26 protein-coding genes are annotated in these 16,228 nt (G+C 50.6%); all 26 read right to left on the reverse strand.

Going from position 1 to position 16,228, the window contains the following annotated elements:
* Positions 1 to 107 precede the first annotated feature (107 nt).
* Genes AAA857_RS00770 through AAA857_RS00895 form a run of 26 tightly spaced genes read right to left on the reverse strand, consistent with a single transcriptional unit; the run spans position 108 to position 15,883 of the window.
* On the reverse strand, positions 108 to 1,622 hold the full coding sequence (locus AAA857_RS00770) for a hypothetical protein (protein ID WP_338172088.1): 1,515 nt from the start codon (positions 1,620 to 1,622) through the stop codon (positions 108 to 110).
* 34 nt (positions 1,623 to 1,656) lie between these two features.
* Positions 1,657 to 3,594, reverse strand: a complete 1,938-nt coding sequence (gene secY / locus AAA857_RS00775) for a preprotein translocase subunit SecY (RefSeq protein WP_338172090.1) — start codon at positions 3,592 to 3,594, stop codon at positions 1,657 to 1,659.
* A gap of 58 nt (positions 3,595 to 3,652) precedes the next feature.
* Positions 3,653 to 4,072, reverse strand: coding sequence for an uL15m family ribosomal protein (locus AAA857_RS00780; protein WP_338172092.1), 420 nt, complete (start codon positions 4,070 to 4,072; stop codon positions 3,653 to 3,655).
* Positions 4,073 to 4,083: 11 nt separating this feature from the next.
* Positions 4,084 to 4,554: a 50S ribosomal protein L30 gene (locus AAA857_RS00785; protein ID WP_338172094.1), complete on the reverse strand. Its 471-nt coding sequence runs from the start codon at positions 4,552 to 4,554 to the stop codon at positions 4,084 to 4,086.
* Complete coding sequence (locus AAA857_RS00790) at positions 4,551 to 5,321, reverse strand: 30S ribosomal protein S5 (protein WP_338170962.1); 771 nt, start codon at positions 5,319 to 5,321, stop codon at positions 4,551 to 4,553. The genes AAA857_RS00785 and AAA857_RS00790 overlap by 4 nt, the downstream gene beginning before the upstream one ends.
* On the reverse strand, positions 5,321 to 5,830 hold the full coding sequence (locus AAA857_RS00795; RefSeq protein ID WP_338172095.1) for a 50S ribosomal protein L18: 510 nt from the start codon (positions 5,828 to 5,830) through the stop codon (positions 5,321 to 5,323). Before AAA857_RS00795 ends, AAA857_RS00790 begins: the two co-directional genes overlap by 1 nt.
* A complete protein-coding gene (locus AAA857_RS00800) occupies positions 5,830 to 6,291 on the reverse strand; it encodes a 50S ribosomal protein L19e (protein WP_338172097.1) in 462 nt (153 codons plus the stop codon). The genes AAA857_RS00795 and AAA857_RS00800 overlap by 1 nt, the downstream gene beginning before the upstream one ends.
* On the reverse strand, positions 6,291 to 6,929 hold the full coding sequence (locus tag AAA857_RS00805; protein ID WP_338172099.1) for a 50S ribosomal protein L32e: 639 nt from the start codon (positions 6,927 to 6,929) through the stop codon (positions 6,291 to 6,293). Before AAA857_RS00805 ends, AAA857_RS00800 begins: the two co-directional genes overlap by 1 nt.
* A 5-nt stretch (positions 6,930 to 6,934) precedes the next feature.
* On the reverse strand, positions 6,935 to 7,477 hold the full coding sequence (locus tag AAA857_RS00810; RefSeq protein ID WP_338172101.1) for a 50S ribosomal protein L6: 543 nt from the start codon (positions 7,475 to 7,477) through the stop codon (positions 6,935 to 6,937).
* An 11-nt stretch (positions 7,478 to 7,488) separates the two neighbouring features.
* On the reverse strand, positions 7,489 to 7,878 hold the full coding sequence (locus AAA857_RS00815) for a 30S ribosomal protein S8 (protein ID WP_338172103.1): 390 nt from the start codon (positions 7,876 to 7,878) through the stop codon (positions 7,489 to 7,491).
* Between the two features lie 13 nt (positions 7,879 to 7,891).
* A complete protein-coding gene (locus AAA857_RS00820; RefSeq protein WP_338172069.1) occupies positions 7,892 to 8,044 on the reverse strand; it encodes a 30S ribosomal protein S14 in 153 nt (50 codons plus the stop codon).
* 2 nt (positions 8,045 to 8,046) lie between these two features.
* Positions 8,047 to 8,574 (reverse strand): 50S ribosomal protein L5, encoded by a 528-nt coding sequence (locus AAA857_RS00825; RefSeq protein WP_338172105.1) that lies wholly within the window; start codon positions 8,572 to 8,574, stop codon positions 8,047 to 8,049.
* Positions 8,571 to 9,269: a 30S ribosomal protein S4e gene (locus AAA857_RS00830; RefSeq protein ID WP_338172107.1), complete on the reverse strand. Its 699-nt coding sequence runs from the start codon at positions 9,267 to 9,269 to the stop codon at positions 8,571 to 8,573. The genes AAA857_RS00825 and AAA857_RS00830 overlap by 4 nt, the downstream gene beginning before the upstream one ends.
* A 5-nt stretch (positions 9,270 to 9,274) precedes the next feature.
* Positions 9,275 to 9,682 (reverse strand): 50S ribosomal protein L24, encoded by a 408-nt coding sequence (gene rplX / locus AAA857_RS00835; protein ID WP_338172109.1) that lies wholly within the window; start codon positions 9,680 to 9,682, stop codon positions 9,275 to 9,277.
* A 9-nt stretch (positions 9,683 to 9,691) separates the two neighbouring features.
* Positions 9,692 to 10,090: a 50S ribosomal protein L14 gene (locus tag AAA857_RS00840; RefSeq protein WP_338172112.1), complete on the reverse strand. Its 399-nt coding sequence runs from the start codon at positions 10,088 to 10,090 to the stop codon at positions 9,692 to 9,694.
* The gene (locus tag AAA857_RS00845; protein ID WP_338172114.1) at positions 10,090 to 10,425 is read right to left on the reverse strand and encodes a 30S ribosomal protein S17; all 336 of its coding nucleotides are present in this window, start codon (positions 10,423 to 10,425) and stop codon (positions 10,090 to 10,092) included. Before AAA857_RS00845 ends, AAA857_RS00840 begins: the two co-directional genes overlap by 1 nt.
* Before the next feature lie 4 nt (positions 10,426 to 10,429).
* Complete coding sequence (locus tag AAA857_RS00850; RefSeq protein ID WP_338172055.1) at positions 10,430 to 10,687, reverse strand: ribonuclease P protein subunit; 258 nt, start codon at positions 10,685 to 10,687, stop codon at positions 10,430 to 10,432.
* A 1-nt stretch (position 10,688) separates the two neighbouring features.
* Positions 10,689 to 10,988, reverse strand: a complete 300-nt coding sequence (gene yciH, locus AAA857_RS00855) for a stress response translation initiation inhibitor YciH (protein WP_338172053.1) — start codon at positions 10,986 to 10,988, stop codon at positions 10,689 to 10,691.
* Between the two features lie 24 nt (positions 10,989 to 11,012).
* Positions 11,013 to 11,201: a 50S ribosomal protein L29 gene (gene rpmC, locus AAA857_RS00860; protein WP_338172117.1), complete on the reverse strand. Its 189-nt coding sequence runs from the start codon at positions 11,199 to 11,201 to the stop codon at positions 11,013 to 11,015.
* Between the two features lie 5 nt (positions 11,202 to 11,206).
* Positions 11,207 to 11,866, reverse strand: a complete 660-nt coding sequence (locus AAA857_RS00865) for a 30S ribosomal protein S3 (protein ID WP_338172119.1) — start codon at positions 11,864 to 11,866, stop codon at positions 11,207 to 11,209.
* Positions 11,867 to 11,876: 10 nt separating this feature from the next.
* Positions 11,877 to 12,473 (reverse strand): 50S ribosomal protein L22, encoded by a 597-nt coding sequence (rplV, locus tag AAA857_RS00870; RefSeq protein WP_338172121.1) that lies wholly within the window; start codon positions 12,471 to 12,473, stop codon positions 11,877 to 11,879.
* Positions 12,474 to 12,484: 11 nt separating this feature from the next.
* Positions 12,485 to 12,973: a 30S ribosomal protein S19 gene (locus tag AAA857_RS00875; protein ID WP_338172123.1), complete on the reverse strand. Its 489-nt coding sequence runs from the start codon at positions 12,971 to 12,973 to the stop codon at positions 12,485 to 12,487.
* 11 nt (positions 12,974 to 12,984) lie between these two features.
* Positions 12,985 to 13,701, reverse strand: coding sequence for a 50S ribosomal protein L2 (locus AAA857_RS00880; RefSeq protein WP_338172044.1), 717 nt, complete (start codon positions 13,699 to 13,701; stop codon positions 12,985 to 12,987).
* Between the two features lie 11 nt (positions 13,702 to 13,712).
* A complete protein-coding gene (locus AAA857_RS00885; protein ID WP_338172125.1) occupies positions 13,713 to 13,970 on the reverse strand; it encodes a 50S ribosomal protein L23 in 258 nt (85 codons plus the stop codon).
* 9 nt (positions 13,971 to 13,979) lie between these two features.
* Positions 13,980 to 14,861 carry a 50S ribosomal protein L4 gene (gene rplD / locus AAA857_RS00890; protein ID WP_338172127.1) on the reverse strand — a complete coding sequence of 294 codons (882 nt, stop codon included), beginning with the start codon at positions 14,859 to 14,861 and terminating at the stop codon, positions 13,980 to 13,982.
* A gap of 2 nt (positions 14,862 to 14,863) precedes the next feature.
* Positions 14,864 to 15,883, reverse strand: coding sequence for a 50S ribosomal protein L3 (locus AAA857_RS00895; protein ID WP_338172129.1), 1,020 nt, complete (start codon positions 15,881 to 15,883; stop codon positions 14,864 to 14,866).
* Positions 15,884 to 16,228 lie beyond the last annotated feature (345 nt).

The raw sequence follows: 16,228 nt of genomic DNA on the forward strand, positions 1-16,228 counted from the left end.
AAGCAAGGTGTCCCACTGACCTCCCCTATATCAAGATACCCTTGAGCGAACCCACTAAAAAACGATGACTGCGGCGCAGAAGAGCCGTATAAAGAGGCCTTCAGCCATCATGACTCATTCCAGAACGCATTCGAGGCCTGTGGGGGAGTATCGCCGTCGTGTTCAGCCGTGGTTTGACCGGACTCTATTTCATCGTATTCTGGAAGCGCATTATCTCCAACATCGCTCGATTCGCCCCTAAGAAGTTCAACGAGGTGGTCCAATAAATTCTGAGCATCTTCTGTAGAATTCAGACCTTGCATCCCCGTAGCCTCTAGTGCCTCACTGAGAGAGTAATTGTCCGACCTTGCCGATTCATTATTGAACCAACTCACCAAAACTTTGGCATCGTTATTGCTGTCCCATTCACGCACGGGAAAATCCTTCAATCGAATGTTTTCATGAGATGTTCTAGACACTGCACTTGGCTCGATCTGCCGAATCATTTCCGGCAGTTCAACACCCAAAGAATCACAGAGATTCTTGATGGTTGAATCGTATATAGAAAATTGGTCGCCGTGTTCTAAGAAGAGGATTTCAATAGGCTTCCGCCCATCGAAAAGAGTCACTTCAATTCCTTTGTGGTAGGTCGTCCAATGGTGGACTGGGCCGTTATCTCCACCCCCACTACTGTGTTCAACAGACTTCGTGTACTGCCTGAGTTTAAGGGTTGAAAAATCTATGCCGCTCCATGTCCATCCACTGAGTCGAGTTCCGCCAAATACTTTGCGAGTTCTGATGGTTTTGCTCGAACCGTCTAACATGAGAAACGTACCCCTGGAATCGCCGACACTGAGGAAGATTCCACCGAAAATTAATCCGAATATGAAGGGGAATAGAAGTTCGATAACACCTGAATCATACGGTGCATAAATGTTGATGTATTCCAATGAATTCTCAGTGTACTTTTCGGCATTAATGTCTTGATACTGGCCGTCAACGAGGTACAACACTTCTCCTTCAAACAAGGGCCCTACGGCTGGTGAATAACTGAGGTTGGCCGTAGAAGTAGCACCGTCGTGGCACCAACCTGGCATGGCATACCAATAATCACCTGAGACCATGAGTTCTTCCACGGTCCAATTTTGGCTAAGAGATGATTCCATCTTGTAAAGGCTGCATTCGTAAGAGGTCTCTCCATCGTAGTCGTTCAACAAACCAATTGCAAGCATCTCATTATCCATCGACCATCTAAACTCTTGATCTTCAGAATACCCGTCGTCCCAATACATCGTATATTTGAAATGTTGATCGGCAACTTCCACAGAGCGAATGGGAGTGATTTGATCCCACTGCTTATCCTCACAGTAGATATCACCTCCACCCACTTCAAACTCCTCAAAGTAACGAGTATCGCATACAGAATCATTCGTCACCTGACTGTACACTTCGTAAACAGTGTAGATGAACGATGCACTGATCACAGCGATTCCAATAAGCAGGAAGGGAATTGAAACAAGTAAACTTCCAAAGGACCCTTTTGAGTTCTTAAGATGCAGCGTTCCGTCTCGTGTTTCAACTTCTAAATCTTCAGGATTGTTAATCCAAAGAAGGGGGCCGCGAGGCGAACGAAAACGAACCATGGTTCAAAACCGATTGACATCCTTTAAGAGGGTATCAGTCTGCTCCGAAGAATTGACGAATCATCGGGTGCATTTCCATGGCCTGTTCCTTCTGGATTTGCTCATAGGTTCTCAGAATGATACCTACGGCAAGCAGCAACCCCGTTCCCGTCGCATTACCCACGGTACCGAGCAAGTCGGCACCGGCAGCAAGGAGACCTACAAAGGCTCCAGAAAAGTATGTGACCGGCGGGATATAGTTCTCAAGAATCTTTTCGAGAACCTTAGGGTTCTTTCGGAATCCTGGTATTTGCATGCCCGTTCGTTCAATTTGCTTAGCGACGTCTTTCGTCCCCATGTTGGTTGTATCAATCCAAAACTTAGCGAACACCATCGAACCAACGGTCATGAGAGCGACGTAAAAGACAACGTGGACCAGCATTTGTGTCAATGAGTGTCCAAAGACGTCTCCTTGTTGATTCAGCAATGGAATCAACCAATCGTTGACACCATTGACCATGCTTGCATACCATGCGAAACCACCCGATGCAGTGGTTTGACCAGGGTCGTATGTACCGATATAAGCAGAGGCTGACGCCCAACCGTTCTGACCTAAAATCGGAGTCTTACTGAGTGTCGGGTGGCTCCAGAAAAGAAGGGTAAACATGTTGATGTTTGCGAGTAGAGCGGCCATCAAAATCACCGGAATGTTGGAAGCGTAGACCAAGCGAATTGGATATTTTCCTCGGTGACCGCGTACTTTACCGTGCGTCAACGGCAATTCAAGCTTGCTCGATTCAGCATAGGCTACGACAAGGAACACGATGATCGATGACACAAGAGCAGCAACTGGATTGACGTGCGTTAGTAACATGACCTCAAACCCGTTCGCCTGTATCATCTCATAATTAGAAGATTCACGGAACATGTAGAAAATCATTGGAAGGGTACCAGAAGGTGGGTTTTGAATGGAGTAGGGGACGCCAGAGGTGGTTGCAAGAGGGGAGAGTGTACCAACAAAGGTGGATTGTGCGACACCCGCTGCAATGAAGAGCGAAATACCGGATCCAATACCCCATTTGCTCACCAATTCATCGAGAAGGAACACAAGATAAGAACCTGCAAAGAGTTGGGCGACAATGACAAAGTTTGCCCACCCAAGCCCGTATGCATCAATCAGCCACTCACTCGGATCAAGGAAACCGTAAGTTTGTGGAATCGATTCAATTGGAATCATAATAAGAACGAGCAACTTTTGCACACCTTGGTACATGGCTTTGTCATCCGAATTGCTGAGATCCAAGCGGATGATTTTCGCACCTGCAAACAGTTGCATGATAATTGAACCCGTAACAATCGGTCCAATACCCAAGTGCATGATGGTACCGGATGCTCCGGCCATGATGGAACGGAATCCACTGAACAGGTCAAGCGCTTGTCCTGAAAGTCCGAAGAGCATGACGTTGGTCATAGCGAAGTAAATGATGAGAACGAATGTTGTGGTCCACATCTTTTCATTAAAGCGAACGTGCCGTTCTGGCTTGGTGATGGTTGGGTAAACGTCAACGAATCGTCGAAGTGCGTAGAGGCGACTGCTGTCGTCTCCTTCCCACATGAAACACGTGAGGATTGCTGCTGCACCGAATCCAAGAAGAATGATACCAACCAGGAAGAAACCTACGCCTTCATCGTAACCGCCCCATGCATCAGGGCGTACATAGTAAACTGCGATGGCAGCAAAGGTTAACCATCCTGTGAGTTTACCAAAACGACCAATGAATGGCATTTCCTTGAATGAACTCGGAAGATCTCGCTGGAAACATAGCATGCAGTAAGCAAGGTAAACAACAGAGAACAGCAATCCGAAAACTGCTGCGTTGTACGGGTCAGAGCCGCTGGCCATCTGAAGTTCATCGGACTGCCAGTATACGAGCAGACCGTAATACAATACACCCGTTAGAAGGATGGCCCATGGTATTGGCTTGTGCTTCATGTTCGTTCCCTACCTGTGTTGTTTTTCTTATGTTGCGGTGCGATTGAATGACAAAAGGTCATTCTTCTTCAAATTCGCCCCAGTCGTCGCCTTGTTCAATGGACCCGCCTGCGGCTTCAATCTTCTCAATAGCCCTGGCGCTTGCTTCACCCACAATGACCGTGAGTTTGGAGCGGATTTGGCCGCTACCGAGAAGTTTGTCAATTCCTAATGAAGTCAGGTCAATGCTCTTTTCGCCATTGGCCATCTCATCAAGTTGCCCAACGTTGACCGTCACGTGGACGGTTCGGAGGGTTGGATGTCGGTTGAATCCGTGCATGCCCCAATGGTTGGGCATGTACTTGATTCGAGTCATGACACGATGCTTGTTCATACCAGCGTTTCCACGGCCACCACGCTTACCTGCGCCACGACCAGCTTTCTTTCCTCGACCGTGGTAACGGTTTCGTCCACGATGCTTGTTTGCTTTTGTACCCATCATCAATCACCTCAAATCATTCGCTCTACGAGCGCACCAATTTCTTCTCCGCGGGAGCCTAGAGCGCCTCCAACAACGAAGCTTCGCTTGAGTCCGCCCCAGCCTTTTGTCCCTCGAGGAGGGTGAAGGCGGAAGACTCGCTTCAAGTTTGGAATATCTTTGACCTGTGCATCACCAGCAACGATTGCTTTTGCGAATTCGCCGATGTTCTTGTAATCGGTGTGTTCTGCAACAATCTCGTCTGTCAATGGAATGTTACCAGCCATTCGACCACGCTCAGCGAGCATGCGCTCAACCAGTTCAACATCTGCTTCGCCCCAGGTAATGTAGTCCTTGGCCTTTTGCAGCATACCACGGTATTGTGGGTTGTCTGCGATGATAACAGCGTGGTTAACTCGGGTCAAGTTCATGTGGTGCATGGTTTCACGAATGGATCGTTCAACCTTGACATCGCTTCGTGCTCGTACAACAATAAACGTCATTCAAATTTCCTCCCAGTATGGATGTGTAGTTTCTCACGCTGACCATCAAGAACACGGGTTGTGTTGATGTTTTGCAGAGCGTTGAACGTTGCAGCAGCGTAGTTGATGGTGGTTCGTGTCTGTCCCTTGGTTCGGGAGAGAACGTCCTTGACACCTGCGAGTTCGAGAACACGCTTACCGGTTTCACCGATAACGAGTCCCTTACCCTTAGCAGCAGGCATGAGTGTCACACGGGTGGAAGCAGCACGACCGTTCACCTTGAACGGGACGGTACTGCCTGGACCTGGCGACGATTCCCAAGAGCCGTTTCCACGTTGGACGGGAATCAGGTTGAGTTTTGCAGCCGTGATGGCCTTGCTGATTGCAGTTGCTACTTCCTTGGCCTTGGCCATACCGAGACCGACGTATCCGTCACGGTTTCCGACGCAAGCCATAACGTTGAATCGCACACGACGACCGCTGTCAGTCATGCGTTGAACCATGTTCACGGAGATGACTTCATCCTCGAGATCAGGGATCAATGCGTCAACGATTTGGACTTCACGGATTGGTAGGCCTGAAGCCAATGCGGCTTCGTAGGAAATGATCTTTCCAGCCATGACTGCAGCGCCGAGGCGAGTACGTGGCTCCCACTTTCGCAAAGCTGCGATTGGGTCGTACTGGTTCTTTCGTCGGCGGCGATCAGGTGTTTCTTCTGGTGCTTCGTCGGTGTACGCTTGCATCAAACCTGGCGCCATGGTAGGAATTGTTTGTTCTTCTTCAGTCATCAGTATGCCCCCTCAATGGATTTCTTTGTGTCTTCGATTGCTTTGGTCATCTTGTCGTTGATGTGAGCGCCGGTAAGGCGGTCCTCATCAGGGAAGACTCCATCGCTGTGTGGAATGTCAAGACCTGCGTCAACCATTCCCTTGAGTGCTGCGTAAACACGGCCTCCACGGGTACTGGCTGCTAGTCCGATGTCAAGAACTGCTTCTGAGGATCCTGAAGCCATAGCGGCTTTGCCCATTGCGAAGCCGACCAGGTAGGATGCTGGAACGGATTTCAACGAGTGGTCGTTAGGCCATCCATGTTTCTTGACGAGGTCTGAACCTGTCATGGAAATTGACACGAGGTCACCATCGGCTGCCCAAGTAACGAGCTGGCAGGTAGTACGGGTGTTGGACACACGAACAACTGCACGAGGCTTTTGTCCACGGAGCAACTTCAATCGGCGTCGGTAGTCGGTAAGACCGGCCTTACGTCGGCGGAAGATAGAGCGGCGGTTGTTTCCTGCCATCACTCGTCACCTCCAGGGAAGCTAACACCTTCAAGCGTCATTTGAGAACGCATGTGAGCAATGGAACGGTATGAACCGCCCTTAGCTTTGAGGTAGTACCGTCGGTACTGGGATGGAGCAATGGTTTCATCATCACGCAATTCCTTGAGTGTTCGGCGTTGGCTGCGAATTGTGCGCATCCATCGGTTCTTACGAGGGTTACGGGCATTGGCTGAACCTGCTCGAGTACCTTGTCCCTTGCGTCGACCCTTTCGCTTTTGAGCGAGTCTGGCGCGAGCACGTACACGAGAAGTTCCCTTCATTGGCTTGGCCTTAATCCAGCCTTCTTCAATGAATTCACGGATGTCGTCGGTCTGAACCGCAGAAGCCACCTGGTCCACAAAGGACGGGTGGATCCAAACACGGTTAACTCCGCATCCGAGCAATCGAGCAGCGAGGCGCTTTTGGTTGGTGATTTGCATCAGACATCCCTCCTTCGGTTCAACACACGAATCCCAAGTTCATCGGCTCGTGAGTAAATGTGTTCTCGCTTGCGTCCACCGACAGTGCTGCCAACTCGGGCTGCTTGGGTTTCAGGGTCGACCGTTTCAAGGTCGGCGATATTGTGAACCATGATTTCACGGAATCCAGACGGGTGAAGGAAGCGAGCTTCGGCTACTTTTCCGTGACCGATGCGAACAAGGGAACCACGGTACTTGTAGTTGCGGCGTTGCTTGTTGTCCATTCCGTGAGGAGCTCGCCATCCAGAGCGAGACAATCGCTTGTAGCGGAACCATTCAGTGCGGCGGAACGAAGGAGTCTTCTTCTTTTGTGCTGCACGAAGTGCGAGAGCGGCTTTCATGGTTTCATCCAAAACAGGCTTTTGCTTGACAACATAGACTTCCTCAGTCTCGTCATCCCAGTCTTCATCGTCCCATCCGTCTTCGGAAGGTGCTTCTGCTGGTGCATCTGCTGTTGTTTCATCTGCAGCGTCTGCTCCACCGTTGGCATCCACCAAACGGGCAATCAGTTCGCTTTTCTTACCCGAAATCGGAAGGCCTTGCTCTTTGAGCACTTCCTTCAACTGGGCAACGGTCATTGATTCATAATCTTCTGCCATCTCAATCACTCCTTGTTTAGTAGGTAAATACCATCTTGGAAGACACGTCGGTCTCGGTTCTTGATGGTCGTGCATCGTTCAATGTTGGCTGCTGTTTGACCAACTGCTTCTTTATCGATGCCCGACACTGTAATCTCTGTTTTATTGGATACCTTAACGTTCACGCCGCTAAGGATTTTTGCTGCCCGTGGGACACGCTCACCGAAGTAATTGTTGACATTGAAGATGTCTCCATTGACGGCCAGTGTCATGGGAAAGTGGGAGTAGAAGGCTTTCAAATTGTAAGTGAATCCGTCTGATACTCCCTTGACCATGTTGGAAAGATGAGCATTCCAAGTTCCTGCAAGTGCACGTTGTTTGCGGCGTGGAACATCCACACGCACAGTAATTCCTGAACCGTCCTGGAACATTTCAATGAATGTGCTCACGAAGGTTCGAGAAAGGCTTCCTTTTGGACCGTTAACGGTCACGACGCCATCTTCACTGATTTCGGCACTAACGCCTTCAGGGATGGTTACGATGTGTTCGATTCTGTCGATTTTTACCATATTTCTTCACCTCAGTATACATAGGCCAGCAATTTGCCGCCTATTCGGGCATCCTTAGCATCGTAGTGATGCATCACGCCGGAGTTGGTCGTCATGATGAGGAGACCGAAGTCTCGAGCAGGAAGGTATCGAGTCTCCCACTTCTCATATTCTTGGCGACGGACACTGTGGCGGGGCTTTACCGTACCACAGCGGTTGATCGTTCCACGTAGTTCAACAACAAAGGCGTCGCCTCGGCCGTTTTCAACACGGGTAATGTCACCAACATAGCCTTTGGATTGCATGATGGTCAGCACGTTTCCAAGAAGTTTGGAAGCGGGCGAGAGTTCGACATCGAACTTTCCAGCTTGTTCAGCGTTGTAAATCTTGACAAGAGCGTCATTTAATGGGTCAAATTGCATACTTTTCCACTCCTCAATTCATCTTTTTAAAACCGATTTCCGGTGCTACGTCTCTGAAGCATTGGCGGCACAGTCGTAGACCGTGTCGACGGATCATACCACGCTTGCGGTTGCAGCGTCGGCATCCTTGGGTTCTTCCAATTCTAATTCCATGATCTCGTGCCATTCTTACTCCTCCAGGATACTGATATTGTATTGTTCTACGAACCACTCTCGTGATTCGTCAGGTGTGACTCTGTGATGATCTCCGACCTTGCTCTTGGCTCGGCGTCGGCGACTGACTCGGTGGCCAGGGCGTTCAACAACAACGGTGATGTCCATGCCGTAAATGCCGATTTCAGGGTCGTATTTCTGTCCAGGGAAGTCCGTATAATCACGGACACCAAAGGAAAGGTTTCCTTGTTTGTCGAAGTTCCAAGATGGAATGGTGTTATCACGGCAATTGAAAGCGTCGGTTAGGAATTTGTTGATGACTTCCTTGTTACGCATGGTTGCCTTGCACCCAATAGGCATGCCCAAACGAACCTTGAGGTCTCGGTTTTGGATACGCCCTAGTGTGCGCTGGGGTTTGACACCAGTCACCAATTGCAAAACATTTTCAGCATTGAGAAGGCGTTCTCCACCCTCGCCAACACCGATGTTGACACAGACCTTTGACACACGTAGTTGCGCCATGGGGTTCACGGTCTCACTCATTCAGCCACCTCCGTGAGGGGCATCTTTGCGTCACCGATGGCGAACACGTTACGAGTAACAGTACCAAAGGAATCAAACTGAACCTCATTGGGCATGCTGGATCGCTTGACGATGTATTCCTTGACATCAGCAGTGGAACCAACGTGGCCTCCACCGATGAGGTAGCATCGTGTGCCTTCTCCGAATCGGATGTGGTCAACGATGGATTGTTCTGGAAGACCGAGTTTGAGCGAGTCACCGGTGTTGTATTGACTTGGGTCATCAACAATGATGTTTCGTCCGTCGTGAAGGTTGAGTTGTGTCTGCCCACCCTTGATGGTCGTTTTACCTTCAATTCGGCAAATCTTCCAAGCGGCTTCATCAGCGGAAATGGTTCGGTAACGCAGGCGACCGTTGTGGTCCAAGACGCATCGGTAATGCTCTTCTCCGAGGGACAGTACGTCCATCAAACCAACGCCACGGCGAGTGTCTTTCACAACACGACCGTCAATCTTGGCGAGTTCATTGTGAAGAATGAATCGAACTTCACGGCTGGTCTTAGCAAGTCCAAGTACGTCACGGATGACTAGGGAAACAGGCATGCAGTGCTCAAGCGAGTGTGCGCCTGGCGTAGGTCGGGTCACCCAAATGGATGTTTTACGGGGCAAAGGCCAGCTACGGGGCATGGCCAAGCGCTTCAAATGGTGGCTGCTCATCTTGTTCAACTCCTGTTACCAGTCAATTTTGCTATTCGCATGCGATCGGATTCATCAAGTTGAATCACAACCACGTTCGAGGCGTGAACTGGTACCGCCTCTTCTTTGTTATCGGCCTTACTGGCCTTGACTCCTTCAATGTACAAGCGGCCTTTCTCCGAATCAATGCGAAGAACGGCTCCGGTGAGAGGCTCGTTGTTGCGCTTTCCACCGTGACGCTTCCCACCGTGGGCGTGGTCGCCTCGGGTGGTTTGGACAAGATCCCCAACACGAACGGTTACGGTGCGAACACCGGCGAACCGTGCATCTGGCTTAGCAAGTTGCAGACGAGCCGCAACTCGCTTGCGCTTTTCGTGCATTGGCGCGTTGAAGTGCGCCTTTCGTTGTTTTCCTGGTTTCATACTTTTGACCATGTTCATCCCTCAAACAATCTGTTTTGCATTTGCAGCAATACGAGGCCACCGCTCTGCGGCTTCTCGTGATACTGGTCCTTTGATATCGGACCCTTGAACGTCTCCTTTTTCGTTGACAATGACACATGCATTGTCCTCGAACTGCACCCATGTACCGTCAACACGACGGAACGGTCGGCGTTGGCGGATGATGATGGCGTTGAACATTTGTCGGCGGGTGTCGGGGGTTCCTTTCTTGACGGACACCTTTGCCATGTCACCCACACCTGCGGCGGGGTAACGACGCATGGTTCCACCGAGCTTGAGAACGTTCAAGATTTGAACGACCTTAGCACCGGTGTTATCAGCGACGTGGAGGCGTGCTGCGGTCGGTAGACCACGGGTTTGCTTACCTGCAATTCCTCGCATCAGACAACACCTCCTGAGTTTTCAATAACACAGAATGAAACCGTCTTTGAAAGAGGGCGGCATTCCATGACCTTGACCGTATCACCGATGTTAACTTCGCCGATGCATGTGGGCAAGTGAGCGGAAACGACGCTGGTTCGCTTCTCAAATCGCTCGTACTTCTTCATGTAACGCACGTTGTTTCGTTCGATGGTGATTGTACTTTGCATCCCAGTGCTGGAAACTGTACCTTCCAAAACTTGTCCACGCAGACGTAGTGTCCCGTAAAACGGACAGTTTTCATCCCCATCCCACTCACCGGTGGGGTTCTTTACATCAATGCCAATATCTCGCATAGTATCACGCCTTCCTATATGTTCGGTGGATCCTGTCTTCGGGGCGGTGACCCACCATTGCCCCTTCGATGACGACCGGATGGTCGCCAACAGTGAATGTGATGCTGGCTTTGTTCAGGGTGACCGTTCGGTCTCCTTCACGAATAGCCAGAGTGTTGCGGGTTTCATCAACCACGCATCCTTGTCGATTGACAAGGGATGAATCTGTTGAGGTGAGTACGGTCAATTCACGACCGATCCATGTTTGATTGTAAATGTCCATCTTATCTCACCTCCACGTTAAATCCATTGTTTTTGAGTACTTCAGCAGCTTTCTTTTTGTGGTCTCCTTGAAGTTCAATCAATCGTCCCTTAACTGTTCCACCTGCTGCACATTTGTTTTTGAGTAGTTTTGCGAGTTGATTGATGTCGATTGCCGAATCTTCAATTCCCTCCACTTTAGTTACGATTTTCCCATAGCGTCTTCGGTCGGTGGATAAGATGGCTTTTTGTTGCTCTTTTGCAATTTCTTGACAGATGCACAACTCATCAGGGAGTCCGCATACGTTACAAATAGCAGCCATCGTTAATTTTCACCTCTCCTCAATTCAGTTTTGACTACTCATGTGTGTCTTTAGACGTGCAATACTTCGGCGAGTAGCCTTGTATGCACCCATGTTGGAAGGAGTACCACCAAGAGCCTTCTCAGCCCGAAGTTGCAACAACTCCTCTTGGAGTTCCAGAAGACGAGCCTCTCGGGCCTCAGCACTCATCGAAGCGATTTCACGGTTGGACACGAAACTCATTGTGCGTCCGCTCCTTCGATTTCTGCTTGTGCTGCTTGGACCTTCAATTCCTCTTCGGAAAAGATGGTGATTTCGTGAGGTAGTTTGGTGCCTGGGCGCATGATTTGCACGGTGACTCCAATGGTTCCTAGTTTCTTGACGGCGACGGAGTAACCTTTGTCCATGTGCTGGAGTGCGGTTTCACCACAGTACTTGACGTGTCCACGAATGTACTTTTCAGTTCGGTTTCGGGAACCGGTGAGTTTTCCGGCAACGGTTACGATAACTCCACGAGCCCCTGCGTCCATGATGTTCTGGGCTGCACTGTGACAGGCTCGGCGGTGGTACCATCCACGCTCTAGGGATGCTGCAATTTTCTCAGCCATGACTTGAGCATTGAGGACGGGTTTCTTGACTTCCTCAACCTTGAGTTTAGGGTTGTAAAGTTCGAACTCTTGACTCAAGCGGCTTTGTAGATCGTTGATGATCTTTCCTTTGCGGCCGATGACCATACCTGGGCGTTCTGCGTGAACAGTAACGTCGGTACCTGCAGGAGTTCGACGGATTTCCAATCCTCCGAATCCGGACTTCTTGGTGTTCTTCATCAGGAACTCACGTACGAGCTGACGCTCTACGTTACGATTGATGATGGTTTGTACAATACTTTTCTTACTCATGATGGTCACCTCAGAATTCGTCCTCCAACTCGTCGACAGTGGTGTTCATGTCTTCGAGGAAGACCTCCAAGTTCACTTGGTAGTGGTTGCTTGGAGTTGCACGGCCACGGGCTCGCGGAATCCATCCTTTGCGGATGCGACCACGATGAGCGGCAATGTGCGTAATGAGCATTTCTTCAGCATCAATATCTTCGTATTGATAGCGTGCGTTTTCCATTGCGCTCTCGATCACTTTAATGATTTCACGAGAAGCCTTCACTGGGAAACGTCCAGGTCCGATTCCACCTTTTCGGTGTCCGACCATGGAAGGTCCTGAGCGACGCTTGCGCTTGTTTCCACTTCCGAGACGGAAGGGGACAGCCGCTGCCTTGCGGCGAACATCTGCACGGTTGGAATCAATCTTGAGAACTTGGTTAAGGAAGGCAATTGCTTCGCCAGCAGTCTTGTTCTTGATGGCACGGCATACTTCGAAGCAGTGCTTCACGTGCATGTCAACTTGCACTGAGCGAGCAGTAGCGAGGCGGCTGCCTTGCAACAACTGAGTGTATCCAGATTGAGGGAGTTGTTTACGTCGGGTTCGACGGTCCATTTGGTTTCGTTTTGACATATCTTTTCACCTCACTTCAATGGAACGTGCTTTGACGATTTGGTTGCACCGACACCGGGTCCACTGTGCGCTACGCCACGGCGTGTCACAGCAAATTCACCGAGATAATGTCCAATCATCTCTGGTTTGACTTCGACCTCAACGAAATGCTGTCCGTTGTAAATGGCGATACGTCGACCGACGAATTGTGGAAGAATCGGCATGTCTCGGCGGTGCGTACGCATGGTACGGCTACCCGATCGGTTCATGCGAGCAAGGAAATGCTCGTTTTCCACAGACATTCCACGGCCCATGCTGCGACGGGCTCGGGAAGGCAGAAGACCAACAATGTAGTCTTCGCTGCTCTCGTCAGGCCATAGGGGCATGGCTTCGAGTTGCTCAAGAGTGAATCCGCGGTATGTGAATTCTTTCTTGACTCGTGCTGACGTGGTTGATAGGCGCTTACGTGCCTTACGTCGGCTTGCTTTGGGGGTCATAAAGGACTTCTTCTTACGTGCCATACATCATCACCTCAAATTTTCTTACCTCGTCCTCGGCCAGTACGGCTCGGTGCGATCAAACCAACCTTAGCACCCGGTGGCGTACCACGAGCGACGGAGTTCGGTCCGTGAACAGCTTGGTGGTTTCCACCACCGTGCGGGTGGTCCACTGGATTCATTGCGACACCAGAAACGTGCGGGTAAAGCTTACCACGGGCCTTCGCCTTGTAGTATGCTGCACCAGCAGTTCGGAGAGGCATCTCCTCACGACCGTGGCCAGCGAGCACACCAATGGTGGCTCGGCACTTGGTCGACAGTTCCTTGAGGGAACCAGAAGGCAGACGAATGCGCACCATATCTCCAACACGTGCCTCAACCATACAGGAATTGCCTGCAGATCGAGCAACCTTTCCACCGTCGCCGGGGCGTAGTTCAAGATTGTTGATGGCGGTTCCTTCAGGAATGTTACCGATTTCGGTAATGTTCCCAGGACGAAGGGCAACATTGTCACCGATTGCGATTTTGCTGCCGATGGAAATCCCTTCGGTAGCTGCAACCAGTGTTGTGTCACCATCCGGTGTCTTCATACGTGCGAGGGGGGCGCTGTGAACAGGACTGTGAACCAGTTCTGTAATTTCACAAACCACGTCTTTGTCACGAGGCATGCGGTTCTTTCCAGGGAATCGGTGGCTCGCCACGCGGTAGCGTGGTGAGGAACCTTTTCGTTGTGCTCGAATTCTCTTACCCATGATAAATCACCTCAGAATGCTCCTAGACGCATAGCAGCGTCTTCTGCGTCATAGCCTTCAGCAAGCTTGACTGATGCATGCTTGCCGTGCTTTGAGTTACGTACGTTGACCTTAGCGACTTCAACATCGAAGATGGTTTCAACAGCACGTGCGATTTGGGACTTTGTTGCACTTCGGCGAACAATGAATTCAAGGCGTTGCTCGGTCGTTCGAGCTTCCATGGACTTCTCAGTGAGCCATGGTTGAATGATTATGTCGTATGCGTTCATGATATCACCTCAGTTCATTGCCTCCAAAGCAGATTTCGTAAAGACGGTCAGCCGACCAAGGGCGCCACCAGGAGCAAGGTCCTCTGCACAGAGATCCTTAGCTGCGACGACGTCAACACCGGGTAGGTTGCGCACGGCCTTTGCGAGTCCAGCCTTTTCCTTGACAACCAAGAGAACCGACTTAGGAGTTTTGTGGACACGTCCACGCATGGTAGCCTTACCGGCACGAATCTTTCGGCCGCTTCGGGCACGGTCAAGGTCTGGGCCCAATCCGAGTTGTTCAAAGATGGCCGCAGCCTTTCGGGTTGCTGAGCCATGGTTGAAGGATTCAATGTCGTATTCAGTGGTCTTGCCATCAACGACTTCGGAGTAGTTTCCAAGAATGATTGGAAGGTGCTCTACATCTTCGTCAAATCGGTGACCCCGAGCAGATACGGTTTCCATAGATACCGTTGCTGCAAGAGCTGAGTCACGAGCGGCTTGGCGTTCTTTTTGGTTGAGTTTGCGGGACCAATCTTTCTCGACCTTAGGTCCGTGAGCTCGGCGACCACCCAATGTGTGCGGGTTTTGAGCACCACGGCGCTGTCCTGTGCGTCGCAAGATACGAGACACACCACGGCCCTTGCCCCACCATTCGACGGAGTGCTTCATACCGGACATGGGCTTTCGCTTACCGATATGAGGACGGGAACCGTAGGGTTGTCGGCGATTCGCACGACTGGATGCAACTGCAAGTTTAACCAAGTCCTCTCGGATTTCGGTGCTGAACGCTTCAGGAAGGGTCATCTTGGAACCTTCTGAAACTTCAACATCAAAGAGCACAGTAAGTTTTCCTGCATCCAACTCGTCTTGAGTAATGGTATTCACGATATCCTTTACAGCGACCTTCATCTTCAGGCCCCCTGCTTTGATGCCGTGCTGACATAGGTGATTTCGTAATCATGAAGTGTGCGGTCTGAACCACGGGTTGCGTCTCGGAATCGAATAAGACGCTTTGCAGGCCCAGGGACACTTCCCTTAACGAGGATGTAATCGGACTTGACTTCGCCGTAGTGGAGGAAACCACCGGACGGTGTAATCGAATGATCTTCAGGGTTGGCAACTCGCAAGATGCGCTTGTTGTACTCTGTTCGCTGGTGGTATCCAGTTTGACCACCTTGACGGATGGTCTTTCGAACATACCCGTCACCGAAGGCACCCATGTTTCCGTGCTGTCGGCGTTTCTTTGAGTTCTTGTGTGATTGAAGTTTTCCACCAAATCGCTTGATAACACCTTGCCATCCGTATCCTTTAGTAACCGCAACAATGTCGGTAAGGATACCTTCTTCAAATGCATCAGCAAAGGAGTATTCTTCGCCCATGTGTTCGCTGGCCCAGTTGAGTTGGTCTTCAAAGGAACCTCCGTCCAATCCCATCTCCATAACGTCGGGGACCTTGGTAGAAACACTTGCAAGTGCTCCTGGTTGAGTGGATACGATCAGGCGAATTTCGCAAAGGTCTGCATTGACCAGGTTTTCCATATGTTTGGTTGCGTCGTGCACCTTTCGTGTTGGAACTCTCTTGAAGAGTTCGGGGAATGCTTCAGTAATCTTCTCTGCGTCGGCCCAAACTTCGCCTGCAGCTTGCTTGCCGTAGGGGGTCATCTGGTAGCCACGGACGCCGAGAATGCGCATCTTTGGGCATTCAACGACAGTCACAGGAACGCGAACTTCTTGTCCTGCAGAGGTACTTCGGGGGTTTAAATCACGAGCCAAAATGTGGGTCATGCCGGCTTTCCAGCCAGCAAATCCTTGCACTCGGACTTCGCTTGCATCGGTTGTGGGCCACGACTTGACGTGTCCGAATGTGCGGCTCGCTCGCTTGCGCGGGCTGAACGCCATCGATCCACGGCGTGGGTGGTTTCGTTTTGCCATCTTGGATTCCTCCATTATTTTCTACAACGAATTGGCCCCACCGAAGGGGCGTACGAGGGCACATACAGTGTCGAAGCCGTGACACGGAGTCCCGTTCCCACGAGTGGGGAAAAGGCCAGTTGGGATCCTCGGGGGATGGCCCAGTGTGTCTGGCTACTCACCTTTGAGCAACCCTCCGACTTACCTCCCGTATATATGCGGTTCGGTCCGGCACACGAGGGGAATGCGTGTGACGCCATTGGAATTGAAGGTCTTCAAACCTTTTGATTTGAAATATCAGGAAGCCGACACTTTCAGTTACCATCTTCTCTCCACATCATCCTTTTGAACCCTTGACGGGAAGTA

Source organism: Candidatus Poseidonia alphae, from assembly GCF_943787815.1.
In the GTDB taxonomy this organism is placed as follows: domain Archaea; phylum Thermoplasmatota; class Poseidoniia; order Poseidoniales; family Poseidoniaceae; genus Poseidonia; species Poseidonia alphae.

Bases quoted from the DNA above. Each gene is read 5' to 3' on its own strand.
- AAA857_RS00840 (WP_338172112.1), bottom strand. From the start codon at position 10,090: ATGCGAGGAATTGCAGGTAAGCAAACCCGTGGTCTACCGACCGCAGCA.
- AAA857_RS00805 (WP_338172099.1), bottom strand. From the start codon at position 6,929: ATGGCAGAAGATTATGAATCAATGACCGTTGCCCAGTTGAAGGAAGTG.
- AAA857_RS00880 (WP_338172044.1), bottom strand. From the start codon at position 13,701: ATGGGTAAGAGAATTCGAGCACAACGAAAAGGTTCCTCACCACGCTAC.
- AAA857_RS00875 (WP_338172123.1), bottom strand. From the start codon at position 12,973: ATGGCACGTAAGAAGAAGTCCTTTATGACCCCCAAAGCAAGCCGACGT.
- AAA857_RS00830 (WP_338172107.1), bottom strand. From the start codon at position 9,269: ATGAGCAGCCACCATTTGAAGCGCTTGGCCATGCCCCGTAGCTGGCCT.
- AAA857_RS00800 (WP_338172097.1), bottom strand. From the start codon at position 6,291: ATGCAAATCACCAACCAAAAGCGCCTCGCTGCTCGATTGCTCGGATGC.
- AAA857_RS00790 (WP_338170962.1), bottom strand. From the start codon at position 5,321: ATGACTGAAGAAGAACAAACAATTCCTACCATGGCGCCAGGTTTGATG.
- AAA857_RS00815 (WP_338172103.1), bottom strand. From the start codon at position 7,878: ATGCAATTTGACCCATTAAATGACGCTCTTGTCAAGATTTACAACGCT.
- AAA857_RS00845 (WP_338172114.1), bottom strand. From the start codon at position 10,425: ATGCGAGATATTGGCATTGATGTAAAGAACCCCACCGGTGAGTGGGAT.
- AAA857_RS00825 (WP_338172105.1), bottom strand. From the start codon at position 8,574: ATGAGTGAGACCGTGAACCCCATGGCGCAACTACGTGTGTCAAAGGTC.
- rplV (WP_338172121.1), bottom strand. From the start codon at position 12,473: ATGTCAAAACGAAACCAAATGGACCGTCGAACCCGACGTAAACAACTC.
- AAA857_RS00810 (WP_338172101.1), bottom strand. From the start codon at position 7,477: ATGGTAAAAATCGACAGAATCGAACACATCGTAACCATCCCTGAAGGC.
- AAA857_RS00885 (WP_338172125.1), bottom strand. From the start codon at position 13,970: ATGAACGCATACGACATAATCATTCAACCATGGCTCACTGAGAAGTCC.
- AAA857_RS00795 (WP_338172095.1), bottom strand. From the start codon at position 5,830: ATGGCAGGAAACAACCGCCGCTCTATCTTCCGCCGACGTAAGGCCGGT.
- AAA857_RS00770 (WP_338172088.1), bottom strand. From the start codon at position 1,622: ATGGTTCGTTTTCGTTCGCCTCGCGGCCCCCTTCTTTGGATTAACAAT.
- yciH (WP_338172053.1), bottom strand. From the start codon at position 10,988: ATGGCTGCTATTTGTAACGTATGCGGACTCCCTGATGAGTTGTGCATC.
- secY (WP_338172090.1), bottom strand. From the start codon at position 3,594: ATGAAGCACAAGCCAATACCATGGGCCATCCTTCTAACGGGTGTATTG.
- AAA857_RS00895 (WP_338172129.1), bottom strand. From the start codon at position 15,883: ATGGCAAAACGAAACCACCCACGCCGTGGATCGATGGCGTTCAGCCCG.
- rplX (WP_338172109.1), bottom strand. From the start codon at position 9,682: ATGGTCAAAAGTATGAAACCAGGAAAACAACGAAAGGCGCACTTCAAC.
- AAA857_RS00785 (WP_338172094.1), bottom strand. From the start codon at position 4,554: ATGACGTTTATTGTTGTACGAGCACGAAGCGATGTCAAGGTTGAACGA.
- AAA857_RS00850 (WP_338172055.1), bottom strand. From the start codon at position 10,687: ATGGACATTTACAATCAAACATGGATCGGTCGTGAATTGACCGTACTC.
- rplD (WP_338172127.1), bottom strand. From the start codon at position 14,861: ATGAAGGTCGCTGTAAAGGATATCGTGAATACCATTACTCAAGACGAG.
- AAA857_RS00780 (WP_338172092.1), bottom strand. From the start codon at position 4,072: ATGGGTACAAAAGCAAACAAGCATCGTGGACGAAACCGTTACCACGGT.
- AAA857_RS00820 (WP_338172069.1), bottom strand. From the start codon at position 8,044: ATGGCACGAGATCATGGAATTAGAATTGGAAGAACCCAAGGATGCCGA.
- AAA857_RS00865 (WP_338172119.1), bottom strand. From the start codon at position 11,866: ATGAGTAAGAAAAGTATTGTACAAACCATCATCAATCGTAACGTAGAG.